Below are 20,334 nucleotides of genomic sequence, written 5' to 3' on the forward strand. Positions count from 1 at the left end.
TCACTTACCAGCGGCTACAGGCACCGAGTCTGCCAGCGACCGACCCGATAACACCCATTAGGCAGTACGGCATCAATCGCCGACTTGCAGGCGCGGGCGGTACGCCGCGGTGGTCCGTGCGGCGACTACTTCCTGTCCTTCGGTACGCCGGGCGGCGCCCGGGCTGTGGTCTGCCCAATACCCCGGTTGGTCGTTCTCTCTTCCCCGCGCCTCCCTGCTGCGGGCGGCCAGCGGTGCGAGGGTGGCGGTTCGGTGCGGGGGTACCTGCTGTTGTTGGGGGTTGGCCCCTTGGAGGTTCGGCGGGTAACCCACAACGCGAGTGGGTAACCCCTCGAAGTTGCCCGGCTGCTACTCGCCCTTGGTGCCGTCGATCAGTTCGCGGACGATGTCCAGGTGGCCGAGATGGCGGGCTGATTCCTGCAGGACGTCGGTGAGGAGCCGTTCCACCCGGACCGGGCGGTAGCTCTGGACGACGGCGCTCCAATCGGCGTCGCGCAGAGTCTGCTGGGACCGCGACCACTCCTCGTCGTACGCCGCGATGACCGAGGCGATCGTCTCGTGCGGCCCGATCCGGAACTCGTAGTCGTGGTCGTCCGAGCGCCACAGTGACGGCAGGTCCTGGCCGCCGACGGTTCGCTGGAGGTGCTGCCGCTGCACCGCGGTCAGGTGTTTGATCAGCCCGAGCGGACTCATCACCGGCGAGGACTCCAGCGGTGTCGCCCGGGCCTGTACCTCGTCCAGCCCGTCCACCTTGTTCACCGCCGTCGTATGCACGAACTGAAGAAATCCCACCACCGACTCCGCCAACGTCGACAGCGGATCCGGCCAGGAACGATCACGCGGCGCCATATCCCGGATCCTGCACCACTCCACCGACATCGCCCTCCACCCCGCCAGGGTGGCGGAAATGCGACGTTGTGCTCGACGGGAAGCCAGGTGGCGTATTTCCGCGAGTGTGCACTGGCTGCGGGCGGTGGAGTGGTCCGCATGGTGCTCACGGAAACGGTACGGCCTCTCGTTCGGTGGGGCGGGGTGGTGGCGGTGACGGCGGGGATCTTCCTGATCGTCACGGCCGAGATCCTGCCGGTCGGGTTGCTGACGCCGATGGGGAACAGCTTCGGGGTTTCGGCCGGGCGGGCCGGGTGGTTGATGACAGTGCCCGGGCTGGTGGCGGCGGTGGCTGCGCCGCTGGTCACGGTGTGGACGGCGCGACTTGATCGGCGGCTGATGCTGGTGGCGCTGATGGTGGTGCTGGCGGCGGCCGACTTCCTCACGGCGGCCGCCTCGGCCTACTGGCTCCAACTCGTCGCGCGGGCGATGGTGGGCCTGACGATCGGCGGATTCTGGTCGATCGGCGCCGGACTGGCCGCGCGGTTGGTCCCGGACCGGTGGGTGGCTCGCGCAACCGCCGTCATCTTCTCCGCGGTCCCCCTCGGCTCAGTGCTCGGCGTACCGGGCGGAACCTTCCTCGGGGAGCACGCCGGCTGGCGGGTGCCGTTCGTAGTACTGGGGGTGTTGTCGCTCGCAGTACTGGTCGCACTGCTCGCGCAGGTGCCGTCTCTGCCGCCGTTGCAGGTGACGCGTTTGGCAGTACTGCGGGAAGCGCTCGGGCGGCGGCAGACGCGGATCGCGTTGCTGGTGACCTGCCTGATCGTCACGGCTCACTTCGGCACCTACACCTATGTGACCCCATTCCTCCGCGACGTCACCGGGGTCGGCGCGGCCCAGATCAGCACGCTACTGCTCGTGTACGGCGTGGCCGGTCTGGTCGGCAACCTCGTCGCCGGTACGACGGCCGCCCGGCATCTGCGGGCCACGTTCGCCACCAGCGCGGGTCTCCTGGCGGCGGCCACTTTGCTGCTGCCGGTACTCGGGCGGACGACGGCCGGTGCGGTCCTGCTGCTGATCGTCTGGGGCATTGCGTACGGCGCGGTCCCGGTGTGCTCGATGACCTGGTTCGCCCAGGCGGCGCCGGGGTCGCGGGAGGCGGCGACGGTGCTCTTCACCTCGTCGTTCCAGGCGACGCTGTCCACCGGCGCACTGCTCGGCGGGGTGCTCGTCGACGCCACGTCGGTGTCCACAGCGATGGTCTGTGGCGGAGTGCTCGCGTCCACAATCGTGATCATCGTGGGAGCGGATTACAGCAGGGCTGTGCTAAACAGGCAGTAACCAAAGGGGCCCTCGTGGACCAGTTAACTCTCGGCGTCGTCGGCCGTTCCCGCAAAGAGAACGAGCATCGGCTGCCGATCCATCCGCACCATTTCGACCGGATCGATGAGGATCTGCGGCAGCGCATCTTCCTCGAGGCCGGGTACGGCGAGCAGTTCGGGATCTCCGACGAGCAGTTGGCCAAGTCCGTCGCCGGGGTCGTCGGGCGGGACGAGTTGATCGCCCGGGCCGATGTCGTGCTGCTGCCCAAGCCGCAGCACGAGGATCTCGCCGAGCTCCGCACCGGGCAGGTGCTCTGGGGCTGGCCGCACTGCGTCCAGGACGAGAAGGTCACCCAGCTCGCGATCGACCGCAGCCTCACGCTGATCGCGTTCGAGGCGATGAACCACTGGACACCCGACGGCCGATTCAACCTGCACGTGTTCCACAAGAACAACGAGCTCGCCGGGTACTGCTCCGTACTTCACGCCCTCGAGCTGATCGGCTCGACCGGCGATTACGGACGCCGGCTGCGTGCGGTGGTGATCGGGTTCGGCGCGACCGCGCGTGGAGCCGTCACCGCGTTGAACGCGCATGGCGTGCACGACGTCGACGTACTGACCGGGCGGGGCGTGACCGCGGTCGGTTCGCCGATCCACTCGGCCCGGATCATCCAGTTCGACCACGACGACCCCGAGGACGACGATCCGCGCCGCAGTCACGCGCTGACCGACGACGGCAGGGTGCCGCTGGCCGGGTTCCTGGCCGAGCACGACGTGATCGTGAACTGCGTGCTGCAGGATCCGGACGCCCCGCTGACGTTCCTGATCGAGGAGGACCTCGCGCAGTTCGCGCCGGGCAGCCTGATCATCGACGTCTCCTGCGACCTGGGCATGGGGTTCAGCTGGGCCCGGCCGACCGGCTTCGCCGACCCGACGTTCATCGTCGGCGACCACATCACGTATTACGGCGTCGACCACAGCCCGTCGTACCTGTGGAACTCGGCGACCTGGGAGATCAGCGAGGCCGTGCTGCCCTTCCTCCGCCCGGTGCTCGAAGGCTCCGCCGCCTGGCACGCCGACGAGACGCTCAGCCGCGCGATCGAGATCGAGGCCGGCACCATCCGCAACCCCGGCATCCTCTCCTTCCAGCACCGCTCCCCCGCCTACCCCCACCGGCATCTCTGACCCCGCTGAGCTTGCGTGAGCGAGAACACAGTGGGAGGCCGGCAAGTAGCATCACGGCCGTGCCACCTGTCGAAAGGCTCTCCACCGACCGCTGCCCTGGTGTTCTCGCGGTTCACCAGGCGGCTGACGGCGGGTTGGCACGCGTCCGGCTACCGGGCGGACTCCTGAGCATCGGGCAGCTGGAAGTCCTCGCCGCGGCCTCCGCTGAGCTGGGTGATGGCAACCTCGAGCTGACCTCCCGGGCGAACCTCCAGATCCGTGCGCTCCGCCCCGGCGCCCCGCGAGCCCTCTCGGACCAGCTGTACGCCGTCGGCCTGCTCCCCTCGATCACCCACGAGCGCATCCGCAACATCCTCGCGTCGCCGCTCTCCGGCCTCGACCAGCACAGCCTGTACGACGTACTGCCCGCGGCGGCTGAGCTGGATCGCCTCCTCTGCGACCGCCCGGGTCTCGCCGAGCTACCAGGCCGCTTCCTCTTCGCGCTGGACGACGGCCGCGGCGACCTCGCCTCAGCCCGGGCCGATGTCGCCGTACGGGTAGTGCCCGGCGGGCAGGCGCTCCTGGCACTGGGCGGGGTCGTGTGCGCGCAGACGACATTGGCGGAGATGCCCGCCGTAATGGTCGCGGCTGCCGAGGCGTTCCTGGTGGAGCGTGCCGAGCAGCGGTCGGAGGCCTGGCGTCTGGCCGAGCTGCAAGACGGCCCGGCTCGGGTTCTGAAGCGCCTGGACGTGCAGGAGTCAACCGGCGAACTGCGGAGTCCAGCTCCGCTAGTGGCCGGGCACTACCAGCAGCCTGATGGGCAGTGGGCCGTGGTGGCGACCGTGCCGCTCGGGAGCCTGCGGCAAGAGCAGGCGTCGGCGCTGGCGTTCGTCGCCGCGCAGGGTGTCGGGCAAATCCGGGTGACCCCCTGGCGGTCTGTCGTCGTCGCCGGCTTGGCTGACGTAGAGGATGCCGTCGGACGGCTGCAGGCCGTCGGGCTGGTGGTCGAGTCGGAGTCGCCCTGGAACGGGGTCACCGCGTGTGCCGGCCGACCCGGGTGCGCGAAGGCGTTGGCAGACGTGCGGGCTGAGGCGTGGCGGATGACACCCACGATGGCGCCGGGCCATCCAGCGGTGCACTGGTCCGGGTGTGAACGACGCTGCGGACGCCCGACCGGTGATCACGTCGAGGTCCTGGCGCTGGCCGGTGGCGGCTATTCGATCGACGGGATCCCGGCGGATGACCTGGCGAGTTCTCTGTCCCCAGTACGAACCGCAGTCCGAAAGGCGAGGTCGTGAGCAGCAAGTACGAGTACGTGACGGACGGGGCCGAGATCTACCGTCAGTCGTTCGCGACGATTCGTGCGGAGGCTGCACTCGGCGAACTCCCCGCGGACGTGGCGCAGGTCGCGGTCCGGATGATCCATGCCTGCGGGATGACCGATCTCGTCGCGGACCTGGCGTGGTCCAGCGAGGTGGTCTCCTCGGCGCGGGCCGCGCTGCGCTCGGGCGCGCCGATCCTCTGCGACGCCGCGATGGTCGCCGCCGGGGTCACCCGACGCCGGCTCCCCGCGGACAACGAGGTCATCTGCACCCTGAGCGATCCGTCCGTCCCCGGTCTGGCGGCGTCGCTCGGTACGACGAGGAGCGCCGCCGCACTCGACCTCTGGCTGGATCGACTGGAGGGCTCGGTGGTCGCCATCGGCAACGCGCCGACCGCGCTCTTCCGGCTGCTCGAACTGGTCGGCAACGGCGCGCCACGGCCGGCCGCGGTACTGGGGATCCCGGTCGGGTTCATCGGCGCCGCGGAGTCCAAGGAAGCTTTGGCCGCCAACGACCTGGGCCTCGAGTACCTCGTGGTTCGGGGCCGCCGGGGCGGGAGCGCGATCACCGCTGCCGCCGTCAACGCGATCGCGAGCGAGGAAGAATGACCGGACGGCTGTGGGGTGTGGGGCTCGGCCCGGGTGACCCGGAACTGGTGACGGTGAAGGCTGCCCGGCTGATCGGCGCAGCCGACGTGATCGCGTTCCACAGCGCGCGGCACGGACGCAGCATCGCCCGCTCGGTGGCCGCGCCGTACCTGCGGGACGGGCAGCTCGAGGAACACCTGGTCTACCCACTGACCGTCGAGACCACCGATCACCCCGGTGGCTACCAGGGCGCGATGGACGACTTCTACGCCGAGTGCGCCGAGCGGCTGGCCGCACACCTGGACGCCGGGCGTGAGGTCGTCGTACTGGCTGAGGGCGATCCGCTGTTCTACGGCTCCTACATGCACATGCACAAGCGGCTCGCCGATCGGTACGAGTGCGAGGTCGTACCGGGAGTGACCTCGGTCAGCGCGGCGGCCGCAGTACTGGGTCGGCCGCTGTGTGAGCGCGACGAGATTCTCACCGTGCTGCCCGGCACGCTGCCGCCCGAAGTACTGGCCGAGCGGCTCCGGAACACTGACGCCGCCGCGGTGATGAAGCTCGGCCGGACCTTCGGCAACGTCCGAGAGGCCTTCGAGCTGGCCGGCCGCCTGGACGAGGCCTGGTACGTCGAGCGCGCGACCACCGACGCCCAGCGGACCGCGCCACTCGCCGACGTCGACCCCGACTCGGTCCCCTACTTCTCCCTCGCCCTGCTCCCCAGCCCGCTGAACACCACGTCACCCACCACCGAACAGGTTGCTCTCAGCCACAAGGGATCGGTGACCGTCGTCGGGCTCGGGCCGGCCGGGCCGGAGTGGATGACGCCGGAGGTCCGGTCCGCGATCGCCACCGCCGACGACCTGATCGGCTACGGCCCGTACGTCGACCGGCTACCCGACCGTGCTCGCCAGCGCAAGCACGGTTCGGACAACCGGGTCGAGTCCGAGCGGGCCGCCTTCGCCCTCGACCTCGCCCGCAAGGGGTCCCGGGTCGTCGTCGTGTCCTCCGGCGATCCGGGCGTCTTCGCGATGGCGAGCGCGGTCACCGAGGTCGCCTCGGAGCCGGAGTACGCCGACATCGCGGTGCACGTGCTGCCCGGGATGACCGCGGCCCAGGCCGTCGCCAGCCGGGTCGGAGCGCCGCTCGGGCACGACTACTGCGTCCTGTCCCTGTCCGACCGGCTGAAGCCGTGGGAGGTGATCGCTGCCCGGCTGAGCGCCGCAGCCGCCGCCGACCTGGCGATCGCGATCTACAACCCGGCCTCGAAGTCCCGCACCTGGCAGGTCGGCGCCACCCGCGACCTGCTGCTCGAGCACCGTTCGCCCGAGACCCCGGTGGTGATCGGCCGCGACGTCGGCGGCACGGCGGAATCGATCACCGTCACCACCCTCGCCGACCTGAACCCCGACCAGGTGGACATGCGGTGCCTGCTGCTGATCGGCTCGTCGCAGACGCGTACGGTCGACCGCGAGGCCGGCCGCCTGGTCTTCACCCCTCGCCGCTACCCGTCCGGGGCGTGATCTCAGGGGACCGTTAATTCTGCCGAGACCTTGCATGAGGACGCGGGTCGAGGGGTAGGGACCCGCCGCAGGGCGGACGTGAGGAGAAACTGCAGTGGCTCAGAGCTATGGCAACACCGGTACCTTGACCGAGCCCGGGATGGACCCGGGGACCGATACGACGACTACCAAGCGCTACGAGGAAGCACGGGCGGCGGCCCGTCGGGCCATGACGACTGCGACCCAGGTCCCAGACCAACCTGCGGCCAGGATACCGGCGGACGTCGAGCGGCCGGCGTACACAGGCTTCAAGTTCGGAGCGGCATTATTCGGCTGGCTGATCACGGTGTCGATGGCCGTGCTGCTGACCGCTGTCATCGCAGGCGCAAGCTACGGCGCCGGTTACGTGCTCGACTACACCCGTGCGGACGCGAAGCAACAGGCCGGTACGGTGGCCGTCACCGCCGCTGCCGTGCTCGTGCTGACCTTGACCCTGGCCTTCTACATCGGCGGGTACGTCGCCGGCCGGCTCGCGCGGTTCGACGGAGCCCGGCAGGGGTTCGGCGTCTGGATGATCACCTTGCTGCTGCTGGCCGTCGCGGCGGGCGTCGGCGCCTACTGGAACAACCAGTACGACCTGGTCGGCCGGGTGGACCGCCCGGACGTGCCGCTGTCCAACGACATGCTGCTGACCGGGGGACTCTTCACCGTGGCCGCACTGGTGTTCGTCCCGCTCCTCGCCGCGCTGCTCGGCGGCAAGACGGGCCAGCGGTACCACGACAAGATCGACGACATGCTCGACTGAGCGCGGGGACCCTCTGCTTACGGATTCGAGGGGTGGGGTACGGGTATTGCAGACGGGGCTGTCGATATGAGGAGACGGCGACATGGTTCAGCAATATCGGGACGACCCTGACACGCAGCAGTTCAACCACCCCAGGCAGTTCAGCGAGGATCCGCCGGCCAAGCGGCCGACGGTGGATCCCAAGGCGACCGGCCTGACCAGGACCGGTGGATCCACACTCACGCGGCCCACGGTGGATTCGACCACGGAGCAGCCGGTGGTCGTGGACAAGACCGCCACGCACCGGGCGAACGTGAAGACGTCGACGGCCGCCGAGGTCGACCCGGCCTACCGCGGCTTCAAGTCCGGTTCGGCGTTCTTCGGCTGGCTGATCGCGGTCGGTTTGACCGTCCTGCTGACCGGCGTCATCGGCGCTCTCGCGGCCGCGGTCGACTACGCGATCACCCTCGACCGGTCGATGGCCGAGGAGAACGCGGGCACCATCGGCATCGTGTCCGGCACCGTGCTTGTGGTGATGCTGGCGATCGCCTACTACAGCGGCGGGTACGTCGCCGGCCGGCTCGCGCGGTTCGACGGCGCGCGGCAGGGGCTCGGCGTCTGGGCGATCGGCCTGATCGTGACGCTGGTGGTCGCCGGGATCGGCGCGCTCGCCGGTTCGCAGTACAACGTGCTCGACCGGGTGGACGTGCCGACGGTGCCGATCGCGGACGACACGCTCACCGCGGGCGGTGTGATCGCCGCGGCCGCGGTGCTGGTCGTCACGCTGCTCGCGGCAGTGATCGGCGGCAAGGCCGGCCAGCGGTACCACCGCCGCATCGACAACAGCTTGGACTCACCGGCGTAGGCAAGGTCAGACAGCCTCAAGCACCCGGAAGTCGGATCGCAACGATCCGGCTTCCGGGTGTTTCTTGTCGCCGCCACCAGCAACCGCCAGGCTGATCGGCATGTCCCGTACTGCGCTCGTCGTCGGAGGTACCAGTGGTATCGGCGCGGCCACCGCGCTCCGGCTGGCTGCCGACGGCGCCACCGTCATCGCGGCCGGGCTGAACACGGCCGCGGCGTCACCCGAGCTCCAGCAGGCGGTGGAACTCCACGAGCTCGACCTCCGCACACCGGGCGCGCTGGAAGAGCTGATCACCTCACGCTCGCGGCTCGACGTACTGGTGAACGCGGCCGGCATCATCCGCCGGGGCGAAGAGCACCGGCCGGAGGTCTTCGCCGAGGTGGTCGCGATCAACCTCACCGGCGCGATGCGAGCCGCTGCCGCCGCGCACGAGCTCCTTGCCGAGAGCAAGGGCTGCATCGTCAACGTGGCGTCGATGCTGAGCTATTTCGGCGGCCCGCTGGTGCCGGGGTACAGCGCGAGCAAGGGCGGGATCGTGCAGCTGACCAAGTCCCTCGCGGTTGCGTGGGCCGTCGAGGGGATCCGGGTGAACGCCGTCGCACCCGGCTGGATCGCCACCGACCTGACGGCGGCGCTGCAGGCCGACCCGGCCGCCGCCGACCGGATCCTCTCCCGTACTCCGATGGCGCGCTGGGGCCGCGCCGCGGAAGTCGCCGGCGCGATCGCGTTCCTGACCGGACCCGACGCCACCTTCATCACGGGCGCGGTGCTGCCCGTCGACGGTGGATACCAGAGCAACTAGGAGGAGAACCGGATGAGTAGCCAGATCCCGATCGCGGCCGGCGTACCGGCGGAGATCGCCGTCCAGGCCGTGCCGGACGACGACCGGTTGTGGGTGCCGCAGGCGCCGGACGTGTGGTTCCGGCCGCTGATGCTGAACACGATCACCGGGCAGTGGTGCAACCTGCTCAAGGTGACCCGGGCCGGGATCGTGTCCCGGCACCGGCACCCGAGCGCGGTGTTCGGCTACGTGATCAAGGGCCGCTGGCAGTACGACGAGCACGACTGGGTCGCGGAGACCGGGTCGTTCGTCTACGAGCCGCCCGGTGAGATCCACACCCTGCGCGTGCCCGAGAACACCACCGAGATGATCACCTTCTTCAACATCTCCGGCGCGATGATCTACGTCGACGACGACGGCAACCAGATCGGCTACGAGGACACCTTCACCAAGATCCAGCTCTGCCGCGACCACTACGCGGCGAACGGTCTCGGCGCCGACTACGTCGACCAGTTCATCCGCTGAGGCCCACGTCCTTTGAGCCCCCACGTCCGCTCAGCGCATTGGCTTGACGGCGCAGCACACGCTTCAGCGCCCTGCAAGCGATCCGGGCTGGTGCCCCCACACCGGCCGGGCGGTCTCGCCTCGCCCGCTTGATCGGTCGCGCGAGTCTGCCGGTTCGCTCTCACTCGGCCTCAAGGACCTCCTCGCCAGGCGCCATCGAGCCTTCCGCCTGGCCGGCGCGATAGCGGTCACCGGCGCCGCCGTCGTCTTCGCGTTGTCGATGCAAGCCAGCCTTGACGCCCGACCGCCAGGCGAAGCGAGCGACGTCCCGAAGGAACTACCGGCACTCGTCTACTCTCTCGACGCCGTGCTCCTGCTGATCACCGCGACGACGCTCGTCGCCGTCGCCCTCGTCTCGGTCCGCGAGCGAATCCGTGACTACGGAGTGCTGAAGGCAGTCGGCCTCACCCCCGGTCAGATCACCTCGAGCCTGGTCAGCGCCCACGCCGTCCTTGCGGCAGTCGCCGGGATCCTGTCGATTCCGGTGGGCATCGCGCTCTATGTCATCGTCTACGGAATCGCCGGTGGAAGCAGCGAAGACCGGGTGATCGCACCTTGGTGGTGGCTCGTTCTGGTCCCAGCGGGAGGCGTACTCATGGTCATCCTCGCGACCATCCTGCCCGCCCGATCGGCTACCCGGATCGCGACCGCCGACGCCATTCGCTACGAGTAGCGGAGGGCGTCAAGCGGAGGCACGGACGACGAGTTCCGTCGGGAGGATGCGAGGGCCTTCGTCGTCACCCTCGATCCGGCGGAGCAGCACCTCCACCATCTCGCGGGCGACCAGCTCGAGTGGCTGGCGGATGGTGGTCAGCGGCGGGTTCGACTCCCGGGCGATCCGGGAGTCGTCGAACCCGCCGACGGCCACTTCCTCCGGGACCCAGCGACCGGCCCGGCGAAGCTCCACCAGAGCTCCGGAGGCCAGCAGGGCGGCTCAAGTGCTGCGGATCGGGGCGCCGGAGGTCGTCGTGCACAACGCCGGCCGGAGGTGCTGTCGAACGCGGTCCACCCCGGCTGGGTGAGCACGAAGATGAGCGGCTACGCGGCCCCGCTGACCGTTGCCCAGGGCGCCGATACTCCCGCCTGGCTGGCGGTGTCGGATGACCCGGACGCGCTCGTCACCGGCAAGTTCTTCCAGCACCGCAAGGCCATCGAGGTCAACCCGCAGGCCTACGACCCCGACCTCCAGGCCAAACTCCTCACCCACTGCCTCGCCCTCGCCGGGACCACGCTCCCCGACTAACCCGTCAGGGCCAGGTCGGCGGGGGTACGGCTCTGACCGACGCGACGACCTGGTCCAGCGCCGGGGTGCGGGGGCGGTCGCGGTGGACGAAGAGGGCGACCTGCCGCTCCACTCCTGAGTCGCTGATCGGGACCAGCCGTACTCCGGTGAGGTTGGCGGTGGTGACGGCGAGCGCGTTGGTGACGCCGGTGCCCAGGCCGTGGCGGACCAACGAGAGCAGGGTTTGGGGCTGATTGGTGCGGTAGACACTCTCCGGGCTGAGCCCTACGGACGCGAAGGCCAGGTGCGACTCGAATTGACGTGCACCCGACGTCTCTCCGATCGAGATCAGCGGCAGCTCGGCCAACTCCCCCAGGCTGACCGACGACGCGGAAGCCAGTGGATCGCCGTCCTGGAACACCGCGACCAGCGGCTCGGTCCAGAGGATCTCATGCTCCAGGGACTCCGACGCCACTAGCGGATGCACCGGCCGGATCGCGAGGTCGACCTCACCCCGCCCGAGGGCACCTTCGAGGTCGATGCTCGGCCCCTCGACCAGATGCAGCTGTACCTCGGCCGGAAGGCGCTGCGCGACCTGCGGAAACAGCCACGCGGCCGCGCTCGGATAGGCGCCGAACCGGACGTGACCCCGAGCCGCTGAGAGGTCGCCGAGCCGGTTGAGGATCTCCTCGGCGTGCGGCAGCAACGCCCGCCCTTCCGGGGTCAGCGCGGCCGGGTGCGCAGTACGGTCGAAGAGTTGGACGCCGAGGGCCTTCTCGAGCTCGGCGACGTGCTCGCTGATCCGCGACTGGGAGCGGAAGGTCGCCTTGGCCGCGGCCGAGAATCCGCCGTGCCGGGCGACCGCCACGAAGCTGACGATCCAGTCCAGGCGGTAGCCGTACGCCGCGGTCAGGTCCATAGCTGATCAGGCTAGCCGGGAAGAGACACCCCCGCTCCGGCTGTTGTCACCAGTGTGAAGACGACCCAGGTGGTGGTGATCGGCGCCGGCCAGGCCGGGCTGTCGGCCGCGTATCACCTGGTCAGGATGGGGTTCAGCCGGTACGACGGGGTCGTGGTGCTGGACCGCAACCCGGCTCCAGGTGGAGCGTGGCAGCACCGCTGGGACTCCCTCACCATGCACGACGTGCACGGGATCGCGAACCTGCCCGGTGTCGCCGTACCGGAGAGTGCGGGTGACGAGCGGGCGAACGTGTTCGTCCCGCAGTACTTCGCCGACTACGAGGCTCGCTTCGACCTGCCGGTGGTCCGGCCGGTGGTCGTGCAGAGCGTGCGCGAGACCCCGGACGGGCTGTTCGAGGTGACGACGGATCACGACAGCTACCGCGCCGAGGCGATCGTCAACGCCACCGGGACCTGGAACCGGCCCTTCATCCCCTGGTATCCGGGCATCGAGACCTTCCAAGGCCGGCAGCTACATACGTCGGATTACAACGGCGCTGAAGAGTTCGCCGGGCAGCACGTACTCGTCGTTGGAGGAGGCGCATCGGCGGTCCAACTGCTGGCCGAGATCTCCGAAGTCGCCAGTACTACGTGGGTCACGCGCCGGCCGCCTGAATGGCGCACAGGCGAGGAGTTCGGTCCGGAAATCGGGCGGCAGATCATCGCCAAGGTCGAGGAACGGGTCCGCGCCGGCTTGCCGCCGAAGAGCGTCGTCGCCGTGACCGGGCTGCAGTTGCGCGAGCAGGAGCAGGCGGCACTGCGTCGAGGCGTATACACCAGGCACCCGATGTTCGAGCGGATCACGCCGACCGGTGTCGAGTGGGCCGACGGGCGGAAGGAACGCGTCGACACGATCCTGTGGGCGACGGGCTTCCGCGCCGACCTCGGGCATCTCGCTCCGCTGCACCTGCGCGAGCCCTCGGGTGGGATCCGGATGGACGGAACGCACACCGTGCTGGAGCCGCGCGTCCACCTGATCGGGTACGGCCCGTCGGCCAGCACCATCGGCGGCAACCGAGCCGGCTTCACCGCCGCCCGCGAGCTGCGAGACCTGCTACAACCCGTCGCCGCCTAGCCCCGCGACCGCGGCCGTGGCGCGGCCGGGTTGCGGGGACGGCGAGCCCCAGCTCAGCCGCGGAGGCGGAACAGGAGTTCTGTCTCCCAGGTGTCCATGTCGGGCTGCTCGACCGGGTCGGACTTGTAGACCTCCAGCCGGCTGCCCCACTTGTCACCGTCGACGTCCCACTGCAGGCCCTGCTCGTCCGCCCAGGCGAGCAGGTCGCGGGTCGCGTCGTACAGCTTGTCGGGGTGGCCGAAGTGCGTGACGCTGGCGTAGCGGCCGCCGGGCAGGACACCGGCGACGATCTCTCCCTCGCCGTGGTGCCGCTCCTCGACCGGGACGCCGATCTCGATCACGAGTCCGTTCTCCATGTCGACGACGTCGTACTTGAAGAACACGTCGCCGATCGGGTCGATCGTGCGCGCGGCGAGCCAACTGAACAGCTCGGGCGTGCGGTTCGCGAACTTGCCGATCTCGTTCATCGCGACCTTGCCGCGCAGCGCGACGTACGGCTGGTCCTCGCGCTCGACGATGGTGGGCTCCATGCGATCTCTCCTGATCTGTGGGGATGCCAAAACCATCCTGCCCGAGGTGGACTCAGCACGGGAGAGGCGGGCCTTCACCCGGCCCGGAAAACTGCCCATTGCCGTCCGGTGATTTGAGGCGTGTACTGCAATTGGGGTTTCGGGGGGATGGTCGCCATGAGGCGGATCAGAGTTGCTTTCGTAGTGCTGACGGCCGGGCTGTTGCTGGGTCCGGCACTACCTGCCGCGGCCGAGCCCGCGACCTCGATCGCCTATCCCGTCAGCGCCACGGCGACGCGGTACATCGGCTTGGCGTTCGACACCTGTACTGCGCCGACCGTCGCGCAGATGACGGCGTGGAAGGCCTCGCCGTACCGGGCGATCGGGATCTACATCGGCGGGGTCAACCGCGGCTGCGCGCAACCGCAACTGACGGCCAGTTGGGTCAGCAGCGTGACCAAGCTGGGCTGGCGGCTGGTCCCGATCTACATGGGCTACCAGGCACCGTGCACCTTCCGTCCGAACGCGGTGAAGATGACGGTGCCGTCCGCCGCCACGCAGGGGACGAGCCAGGCCGCCGACGCGATCGCCAAGGCCAGGGCCCTCGGCATCCTGCCCGGTAGCGCGATCTACGGCGACATGGAGCACTACAACGCGACCGACACGACCTGCCGGGCGACCGTACTGCGGTACTTGTCCTCCTGGACGAAGGAGATGCACCGGCAGGGGTATGTGTCGGCCGTCTACGCGCACCAGGATTCGGGCGCGCGGCATCTCGCCCAGGTGTACAACTCGACCGCCTATGCCCGGCCCGACGCGGTGTGGATCGCCCGCTGGGACCTGAACTCCGCAGTGACCACCCTGACCAACTGGCCGCTGATCTCCAACCGCTACTGGCTGATCGGCCAGCGGGCCAAGCAATATCGCGGTGACCACCTGGAGACGTACGGCGGTGTCACCCTGAACATCGACAACGATCGGTTCGACGCGCCGGTCGCCTCGGTCTCGTACACCTACACGATCCGGGTCGCCCTGTTCTCGCGGACCGGGCCCGGGACCAACTACCCGGCGACGGCGACGCTGCCGGCCAACTCCGGCGTACGGGTGGTCTGCCAGACCTACGGCACGAAGGTCGGCACAAGCATCGCCTGGGACAAGCTGACCAACGGCACGTACATCGCGGACTACTACGTCCGGACTCCGTCCAACACCGGCTACAGCGCGCCGATCCCCGGCTGCAGCTACCCGTACCAGATCACCATCGACAACCTTGCCCGCCGGAAGGGGCCGAGTACAACGTACGAGAGGTACCCAGGGTTGCTGCCGATCGGCTCGCTGGCGTGGGTCACTTGCCAGCGAGCCGGGGGCAAGGTCGGTACTACGGCGGTGTGGGACCGGCTGACGGACGGCAGTTGGGTCACCGACTACTACGTGGCCAACCCGAGCAACACGACCTACAGCGCTCCCATCCGCCGCTGCTGATCTCCTGGGTGCTGCTGATCTCCTGGGGTGCTGGTGGCTGCTACTGGGCCCAGGGCGGCTGGATCTGGGTGCCGTCGGCCATGGTGCCGGTGAAGCCGGCGGTGATGGCGACGTGCAGCTCGGCCTTGCCCTCGCCCAGGTTGGTGAGCGAGATCGGCTCGCCCGCTGGTACGACGACCGCGTCGCCGGGACCGAGCTTGTCGCCGTCCGGGGTGACCTGGACCTTGCCGGTGAGCACCATGAACACCTCGTCCCGGTCGAGCGTGTGCGGCTCACCGCCGCCGTGCCCGGGATCGACCGTGAGCTTCCACGTGCACAGCCCGGCGGATCCACGACTCGGCGCCGCCAGGCCGGTGAACTCGACGCCGTGCAGCTGGAACCGCGGCGCCTCGATCGCGCGAATGACCTGCATGTCTCTCCCTGGTAGATAGTCCAGCTGACTTGACCAAGTCAGCTTGACTATCATGGCCTGCATGACGCGATCGGGCAAGCCGGATTTCGGGATCTTGTTACTGCTGGCGGACCAGGAGTTCGTCCGCTCACTGCGCGCGGCGACGGCCGAGCAGGGTTACGACGACCAAGGCCGGTCGGACGGATTCGTCCTGCGCACGCTGGGCGCCGGGCCGACCACGATCGGCGGATTGGCTGAGCGGCTGGAGATCACCAAGCAGGGTGCGAGCCAGATCGCCGACGACATGGAACGCCGCGGGTACGTCGAACGCCGTTCCGACCCCTCCGACGCTCGGGCCCGCCTACTGCACCTCACCGCGAGGGGTGATGCCGCACTGCAGACGGCCCGGAAGTTCCACCAGGCCTACGAACGCAAGCTCCGCAGGCGGTTCGGCGACGACGCGATCGACACCGTGCGCGGCGTACTGACCGAGATGGCCGGCGAGGCTCAGATCAGTACGCCGCACTTCCGGGCGTTGATGTTCTAACGCTTGCGTCCGAAGAACTGTGGGTTATAGACCACAGTTCTTCGGACGCAAGGGATCAGGCGAAGTACGTCGGGAAGAAGTCGTTCGTGGGCCAGGTCTTCACACTGTTGGCCGCGGTCCAGAGGGCGGCGTCGATGTCGCCGTACGACTTACCGCTGGCGTCGTCGCGGCGGTTGAACAGGGCGGCCCAGCTCATCCCGTTGTAGGTCCGGACCACGATGGTGAAGGTCCCCGGCAGGCTGCCGGTGTGCCAGGTGTTGCGGCCGGTGCCGCCCGTGACGGGACGCACCTGCCAGCCGAGGCCGTAGTACCAGCCGTCGGGGTTCACGCCGGTCGAGGGCTTCGACCAGAAGCGGCTCAGCGAGGTGCTGTTCAGCACGCTCGACGGCGCGTCGAACATCTTCGCCCAGCGGACCAGGTCCGGAGCGCTGGCGATCCAGCCGCCGTTCGCGTCGTGGAGCCGCATGCTGAACGAGCCGTACGGCGCGGCGACGGTCTTTCCGGACATGTCCAGCACGGTCCGCGCGGTGTACTGCGACTCGTACGACGTCTCGCCGGTGTGCTTCGCGATGGTGTAGCCCTGCGCCATCCGCTTGATCTTCAAGGGAGTGAGCAGCTTCTGCTGCACATACGTCGCATAGCTCAGGCCGCTGACCTTCTCGATCACGCGGCCGGCCAGCAGGTAGCCGAAGTTCGAGTACGCAACCTTGGTGCCCGGGTTGAAGTCCAGCTTCTGTCCGGCCATGTACTTGATCACGTCGGCGTGCTGCAGCTCCATCGGTACGCCGAGAGTCCGGGAGATCACGGCGTCCTTAGCGAGCGGGTCACCGGAGACATCGCGATCCCAGCCGCCGAGGTGCTGCAGCAGCTTCCACAGCGTGATCGTCGACCAGCGCGAGTCCCGGGTCAGACCGGTCGCCGGCGTGATGTCGATGATGTTGCCGACCGGCGTCGACAGGCTCAGCTTGCCGTCCTGCACGAGCTTCACGATCGCTGCCGCGGTGAACGACTTCGTCAGGCTCGCGACGCGGAACAGCGAGGTCGGCTGAACCGTCAGCGCGGTCGACGTACTGTAGCCGCGGGCAAGCACCAGGCGGCCCTTGTAGGTGACCGCGAGCTGCCCGGCCGAGATGCCCCGGGCCTGCATGAAGGCCTTCATCTGGTTGTCGAAACCACTCAACGCCGGTACTGCGGTCCCGGTCGCGCGCCAGGTGGCCTCAGCACTGGCCGACCGGCCCATCACGGTGCCGACTCCGGTACCGACGGCAGCGGTCGCTCCGGTCGCCACGGCAAGCTTGCCCAAATTACGGCGCGTCAGTTCCACGGACATGAACTCCTTCGATCTGCAGGGGGCAGGTGTTCGTCGCGAAGGGGAACGTTACTGCTAGACCGGTTCAGCTCAGGGCTCGTCGACGCTTCGGCTGACGGCTCGTCGACTATTCGGCTCAGGGCTCGTCGACGACCGAGGCGTAGGCGATCACGCCGCGGCGGATCTGGTCGGTGACGGCCCGGGCGGTGGAGCGCAGCGGCGTGGGGCCGGCGGCGTCGGCGACCTGTTCGGTGAGGTCGATCAGCTGCTTGACCCAGCGGACGAAGTCGCCGGCCGCGAGATCCGACTCGTAGAGCACCTCGGCCAGCGAGGCCCCAGACGCCCAGCGGTACGCGGCCCAGCTGAAGCCGAGATCCATCGGACGGAGGAAGTCGACGCGCATGTCGCGTTCCAGCGCCGACAGGTCCCGCCAGATCGAGCCCATCTTCTCGATCGCGTGCCGCACTTCGCCCCGCGGCAGCCGCGGCGACGTCGGCTCGTCCTTGGCGCGTGACTCGTAGACCAGTGCCGCCAGGCAGGCGGCCAGGTCCGGCACCTCCAGGTCGTCGAACACGCCCTGCCGCAGGCATTCGGCCGCGACCAGGTCGAGCTCGGTGTAGATCCGCGACAGCCGGTCGCCGGCCTCGGTGGTCTTGTCACCGTCGAGGTAATGCAGCGCGTCCAGCACCTGGCAAACTCGGTCGAACTGCCGGGCGATGGTGTTCGTCCGCTGCTCGATCTTGCGCTGTACCTCGCGGTTCTCCCGGTCCAGCCGGAAGTACCGCTCGGCCCAGCGGGCGTGGTCCTCGCGGTCCGAGCATCCGTGGCAGGGGTGCGCGCGCAGTTCCGCCCGCATCTCCTGCAGCTCGGGGTCGTCCGCGTGCGTGACCACGTCACCGTTGCGGCTGCGGGAGGACGGCGGCCCTTCCTCGCCGAGCATGTCGGTGCGGCCCCGCAGTACATGGGCCAGCTCGCGGCGCTGCTGCGGGTTGCGCGGGTTGAACTTCTTCGGCACCCGGAGCGAGCCGATCGCCTCGACCGGCGTCGGGAAGTCGATCATCGACAGCTTGCGCACCTGCCGGTCCAGCGTCAGCACGGTCGGCCGCGGTCCCTCGCGCTCCGACCGCACCCCCGGGTCGAGCACCAGCGCCCAGCCTGCGCTACGGCCCGCCGGGATCCGGATGATGTCGCCGATTCGTAGCTTCTCCAGGGACTCCTGGGCCTCGACGCGGCGATCCAGCTTGCGCCGCTTGGACCCGGACGATTCGCGCTCACTGATCCGGCGGCGCAGGGCGGCGTACTCGAGGAAGTCGCCGAGGTGGCAGTCGATGGACTCCTTGTACCCCTCGAGCGCCTCGTTGTTGCGCTGCACCTGCCGCGCCAGCCCGACGACCGCCTGGTCGGACTGGAACTGCGCGAACGACAGTTCCAGCATGTCGCGCGCCCGGCTCCGCCCGACCTGGCGGACCAGGTTCACAGCCATGTTGTACGACGGGGAGAACGACGAGCGAAGCGGATACGTACGGGTCGAGGCCAGGCCGGCCACCGCCCGCGGGTCGAACCCGGGCTGCCAGAGCACCACGGCGTGACCCTCGACGTCGATGCCGCGGCGGCCCGCCCGGCCGGTCAGCTGGGTGTACTCCCCCGGCGTGATGTCGACGTGCGCCTCGCCGTTCCACTTGCTCAGCTTCTCCAGCACCACCGTGCGGGCCGGCATGTTGATGCCGAGGGCAAGGGTCTCGGTGGCGAAGACGACCTTGATCAGGCCGCGCGCGAACAGCTCCTCGACGACCTCCTTGAACGCGGCGAGCATGCCCGCGTGGTGCGCCGCGATGCCACGGCTGAGCGCCTCGGCGAAGTCGTGGTAACCCAGTACTCCGAGGTCCTCGTCCGGCAGGTCCGAGGTGCGCTCCGCGAGCACCCGCTTGATCTCGTCGCGCTCGCTCGGCTTGGTCAGCCGCAGACCTGAGCGCAGGCACTGCAGCATCGCGTCCTCGCAGCCCTTGCGGGAGAAGATGAAGTAGATCGCCGGCAGCAGCGCGCCCGCGTCCAGCTCCTCCACCACGTCCGACCGGTACGGCGTGAAGTGCGACCGGGCCGGGCGGCTCTTGGGCAAGTCCCGGCGGCGGCGTGGCTTGCGCGAGTCGTCCCGGAAGATCCGGCTGTCGTCGCGGGCGATCCGGACCAGCTGCGGGTTGACCAGATCCTTGATGTCGGAGCTACCGCCTCCGGTTCCGGCCTTGGCCGGGTTGCCGGACTTCGCCGGGTTGCCGGAGCGGCTGGGCGCGCCTGTCCGGGCGGTCGGGGCCTCGCCGGCGAACAGGTCGTGCAGCCGCTTGCCGACCATGACGTGCTGGAACAGCGGCACCGGCCGCTTCTCCTCCAGCACGACCACGGTGTTCCCGCGGACCGTCTCCAGCCAGTCGCCGAACTCCTCGGCGTTGCTCACCGTCGCCGAGAGCGACACCACCGCCACCGAGTCCGGCAGGTGGATGATCACCTCTTCCCAGACCGCCCCACGGGCCCGGTCGGCCAGGTAGTGCACCTCGTCCATCACCACGTACGACAACCCGAGCAGGGTGTGCGACGCGGCGTACAGCATGTTCCGCAGTACCTCGGTCGTCATCACGACGATGGGCGCCTCGGAGTTGATCGAGTTGTCCCCGGTCAGCAGCCCGACGTTGTCGCTGCCGTAGCGGCGGACCAGATCGGCGTACTTCTGGTTGCTCAGCGCCTTGATCGGGGTGGTGTAGAAGCACTTCTGCCCCCGCTGCAGCGCGAGGTGCACCGCGAACTCCCCGACCAGCGTCTTCCCGGACCCCGTCGGCGCCGCCACCAGCACCTGGTGACCGTCCTCCAGGGCCGCACAAGCGCGCAACTGGAACTCGTCCAGCTCGAAGTCGTACAGCCCCCGGAACTCCTTCACCGCAGGATGCTCCTGGTCCGAGCGGAAAACGGCATACTTCTCGGACGGGGTGCTCATACGCCCCAGGCTATGCGAAGCCACCCCCAGACCCACGCCCACCTGCCTCGAGGCACCCCACGCACCTCCTCAGTCGCACGACTCCCACCCGCTCCCGGTGCCGCCGCTCCTCCGTCGCCGCTCAGCGACGGCCGGGT

The 20,334-nt window shown here is 69.1% G+C and carries 21 protein-coding genes; 14 read left to right on the forward strand and 7 right to left on the reverse strand.

Annotated elements, in window-relative coordinates:
- Window positions 1-348: 348 nt before the first annotated feature.
- Complete coding sequence (locus tag ACFPJ1_RS12130; protein ID WP_380103668.1) at window positions 349-849, reverse strand: DinB family protein; 501 nt, start codon at window positions 847-849, stop codon at window positions 349-351.
- Between the two features lie 138 nt (window positions 850-987).
- Here ACFPJ1_RS12130 and ACFPJ1_RS12135 point away from each other — a divergent pair, with 138 nt between their 5' ends.
- The 10 genes from ACFPJ1_RS12135 (at window position 988) to ACFPJ1_RS12180 (ending at window position 10,392) form a co-directional block, all read left to right on the forward strand.
- On the forward strand, window positions 988-2,169 hold the full coding sequence (locus ACFPJ1_RS12135; protein WP_380103669.1) for an MFS transporter: 1,182 nt from the start codon (window positions 988-990) through the stop codon (window positions 2,167-2,169).
- 14 nt (window positions 2,170-2,183) lie between these two features.
- Window positions 2,184-3,335 (forward strand): N(5)-(carboxyethyl)ornithine synthase, encoded by a 1,152-nt coding sequence (locus ACFPJ1_RS12140; RefSeq protein ID WP_380103670.1) that lies wholly within the window; start codon window positions 2,184-2,186, stop codon window positions 3,333-3,335.
- 59 nt (window positions 3,336-3,394) lie between these two features.
- Window positions 3,395-4,612 (forward strand): precorrin-3B synthase, encoded by a 1,218-nt coding sequence (gene cobG / locus ACFPJ1_RS12145; RefSeq protein ID WP_380103671.1) that lies wholly within the window; start codon window positions 3,395-3,397, stop codon window positions 4,610-4,612.
- Window positions 4,609-5,244: a precorrin-8X methylmutase gene (locus ACFPJ1_RS12150; protein ID WP_380103672.1), complete on the forward strand. Its 636-nt coding sequence runs from the start codon at window positions 4,609-4,611 to the stop codon at window positions 5,242-5,244. The genes cobG and ACFPJ1_RS12150 overlap by 4 nt, the downstream gene beginning before the upstream one ends.
- Window positions 5,241-6,746 carry a precorrin-2 C(20)-methyltransferase gene (locus ACFPJ1_RS12155; RefSeq protein WP_380103673.1) on the forward strand — a complete coding sequence of 502 codons (1,506 nt, stop codon included), beginning with the start codon at window positions 5,241-5,243 and terminating at the stop codon, window positions 6,744-6,746. Before ACFPJ1_RS12150 ends, ACFPJ1_RS12155 begins: the two co-directional genes overlap by 4 nt.
- Before the next feature lie 94 nt (window positions 6,747-6,840).
- Window positions 6,841-7,530 carry a hypothetical protein gene (locus ACFPJ1_RS12160; RefSeq protein ID WP_380103674.1) on the forward strand — a complete coding sequence of 230 codons (690 nt, stop codon included), beginning with the start codon at window positions 6,841-6,843 and terminating at the stop codon, window positions 7,528-7,530.
- 82 nt (window positions 7,531-7,612) lie between these two features.
- Window positions 7,613-8,374, forward strand: a complete 762-nt coding sequence (locus ACFPJ1_RS12165) for a hypothetical protein (protein ID WP_380103675.1) — start codon at window positions 7,613-7,615, stop codon at window positions 8,372-8,374.
- Between the two features lie 100 nt (window positions 8,375-8,474).
- On the forward strand, window positions 8,475-9,176 hold the full coding sequence (locus ACFPJ1_RS12170; protein WP_380103676.1) for an SDR family NAD(P)-dependent oxidoreductase: 702 nt from the start codon (window positions 8,475-8,477) through the stop codon (window positions 9,174-9,176).
- A gap of 12 nt (window positions 9,177-9,188) precedes the next feature.
- Complete coding sequence (locus tag ACFPJ1_RS12175) at window positions 9,189-9,680, forward strand: 2,4'-dihydroxyacetophenone dioxygenase family protein (protein ID WP_380103677.1); 492 nt, start codon at window positions 9,189-9,191, stop codon at window positions 9,678-9,680.
- 43 nt (window positions 9,681-9,723) lie between these two features.
- Window positions 9,724-10,392, forward strand: a complete 669-nt coding sequence (locus ACFPJ1_RS12180; RefSeq protein ID WP_380103678.1) for an ABC transporter permease — start codon at window positions 9,724-9,726, stop codon at window positions 10,390-10,392.
- Between the two features lie 9 nt (window positions 10,393-10,401).
- On the opposite strand, the gene ACFPJ1_RS12185 is transcribed toward ACFPJ1_RS12180, so the two are convergent.
- Window positions 10,402-10,647 (reverse strand): substrate-binding domain-containing protein, encoded by a 246-nt coding sequence (locus ACFPJ1_RS12185; RefSeq protein WP_380103758.1) that lies wholly within the window; start codon window positions 10,645-10,647, stop codon window positions 10,402-10,404.
- Between the two features lie 90 nt (window positions 10,648-10,737).
- Here ACFPJ1_RS12185 and ACFPJ1_RS12190 point away from each other — a divergent pair, with 90 nt between their 5' ends.
- Window positions 10,738-10,962 carry a Rossmann-fold NAD(P)-binding domain-containing protein gene (locus tag ACFPJ1_RS12190; RefSeq protein WP_380103679.1) on the forward strand — a complete coding sequence of 75 codons (225 nt, stop codon included), beginning with the start codon at window positions 10,738-10,740 and terminating at the stop codon, window positions 10,960-10,962.
- A gap of 4 nt (window positions 10,963-10,966) precedes the next feature.
- Here the strand turns inward: ACFPJ1_RS12190 and ACFPJ1_RS12195 are convergent, their stop codons facing one another.
- Entirely contained in the window at window positions 10,967-11,860 is an 894-nt protein-coding gene (locus ACFPJ1_RS12195) for a LysR family transcriptional regulator (protein ID WP_380103680.1), read from the reverse strand.
- A gap of 54 nt (window positions 11,861-11,914) precedes the next feature.
- On the opposite strand from ACFPJ1_RS12195, the gene ACFPJ1_RS12200 reads away from it, so the two are divergent.
- Window positions 11,915-12,976, forward strand: coding sequence for an FAD-dependent oxidoreductase (locus ACFPJ1_RS12200; protein ID WP_380103681.1), 1,062 nt, complete (start codon window positions 11,915-11,917; stop codon window positions 12,974-12,976).
- 53 nt (window positions 12,977-13,029) lie between these two features.
- On the opposite strand, the gene ACFPJ1_RS12205 is transcribed toward ACFPJ1_RS12200, so the two are convergent.
- Window positions 13,030-13,506: a GyrI-like domain-containing protein gene (locus tag ACFPJ1_RS12205; RefSeq protein ID WP_380103682.1), complete on the reverse strand. Its 477-nt coding sequence runs from the start codon at window positions 13,504-13,506 to the stop codon at window positions 13,030-13,032.
- Between the two features lie 156 nt (window positions 13,507-13,662).
- Between ACFPJ1_RS12205 and ACFPJ1_RS12210 the strand changes: the two genes are divergently transcribed.
- Window positions 13,663-14,967 (forward strand): glycoside hydrolase domain-containing protein, encoded by a 1,305-nt coding sequence (locus ACFPJ1_RS12210; protein WP_380103683.1) that lies wholly within the window; start codon window positions 13,663-13,665, stop codon window positions 14,965-14,967.
- Window positions 14,968-15,007: 40 nt separating this feature from the next.
- On the opposite strand, the gene ACFPJ1_RS12215 is transcribed toward ACFPJ1_RS12210, so the two are convergent.
- On the reverse strand, window positions 15,008-15,379 hold the full coding sequence (locus ACFPJ1_RS12215; RefSeq protein ID WP_380103684.1) for a cupin domain-containing protein: 372 nt from the start codon (window positions 15,377-15,379) through the stop codon (window positions 15,008-15,010).
- Between the two features lie 61 nt (window positions 15,380-15,440).
- On the opposite strand from ACFPJ1_RS12215, the gene ACFPJ1_RS12220 reads away from it, so the two are divergent.
- The gene (locus ACFPJ1_RS12220; RefSeq protein WP_380103686.1) at window positions 15,441-15,905 is read left to right on the forward strand and encodes a MarR family winged helix-turn-helix transcriptional regulator; all 465 of its coding nucleotides are present in this window, start codon (window positions 15,441-15,443) and stop codon (window positions 15,903-15,905) included.
- Window positions 15,906-15,960: 55 nt separating this feature from the next.
- On the opposite strand, the gene ACFPJ1_RS12225 is transcribed toward ACFPJ1_RS12220, so the two are convergent.
- Both ACFPJ1_RS12225 and ACFPJ1_RS12230 read right to left on the reverse strand, forming a co-directional pair.
- Window positions 15,961-17,229: a serine hydrolase domain-containing protein gene (locus tag ACFPJ1_RS12225; protein WP_380103687.1), complete on the reverse strand. Its 1,269-nt coding sequence runs from the start codon at window positions 17,227-17,229 to the stop codon at window positions 15,961-15,963.
- Window positions 17,230-17,350: 121 nt separating this feature from the next.
- Window positions 17,351-20,197 carry a DEAD/DEAH box helicase gene (locus tag ACFPJ1_RS12230; protein ID WP_380103688.1) on the reverse strand — a complete coding sequence of 949 codons (2,847 nt, stop codon included), beginning with the start codon at window positions 20,195-20,197 and terminating at the stop codon, window positions 17,351-17,353.
- Between the last annotated feature and the right edge of the window lie 137 nt (window positions 20,198-20,334).

Source organism: Kribbella qitaiheensis, from assembly GCF_042657745.1.
Classification (GTDB): Bacteria; Actinomycetota; Actinomycetes; order Propionibacteriales; family Kribbellaceae; genus Kribbella; species Kribbella qitaiheensis.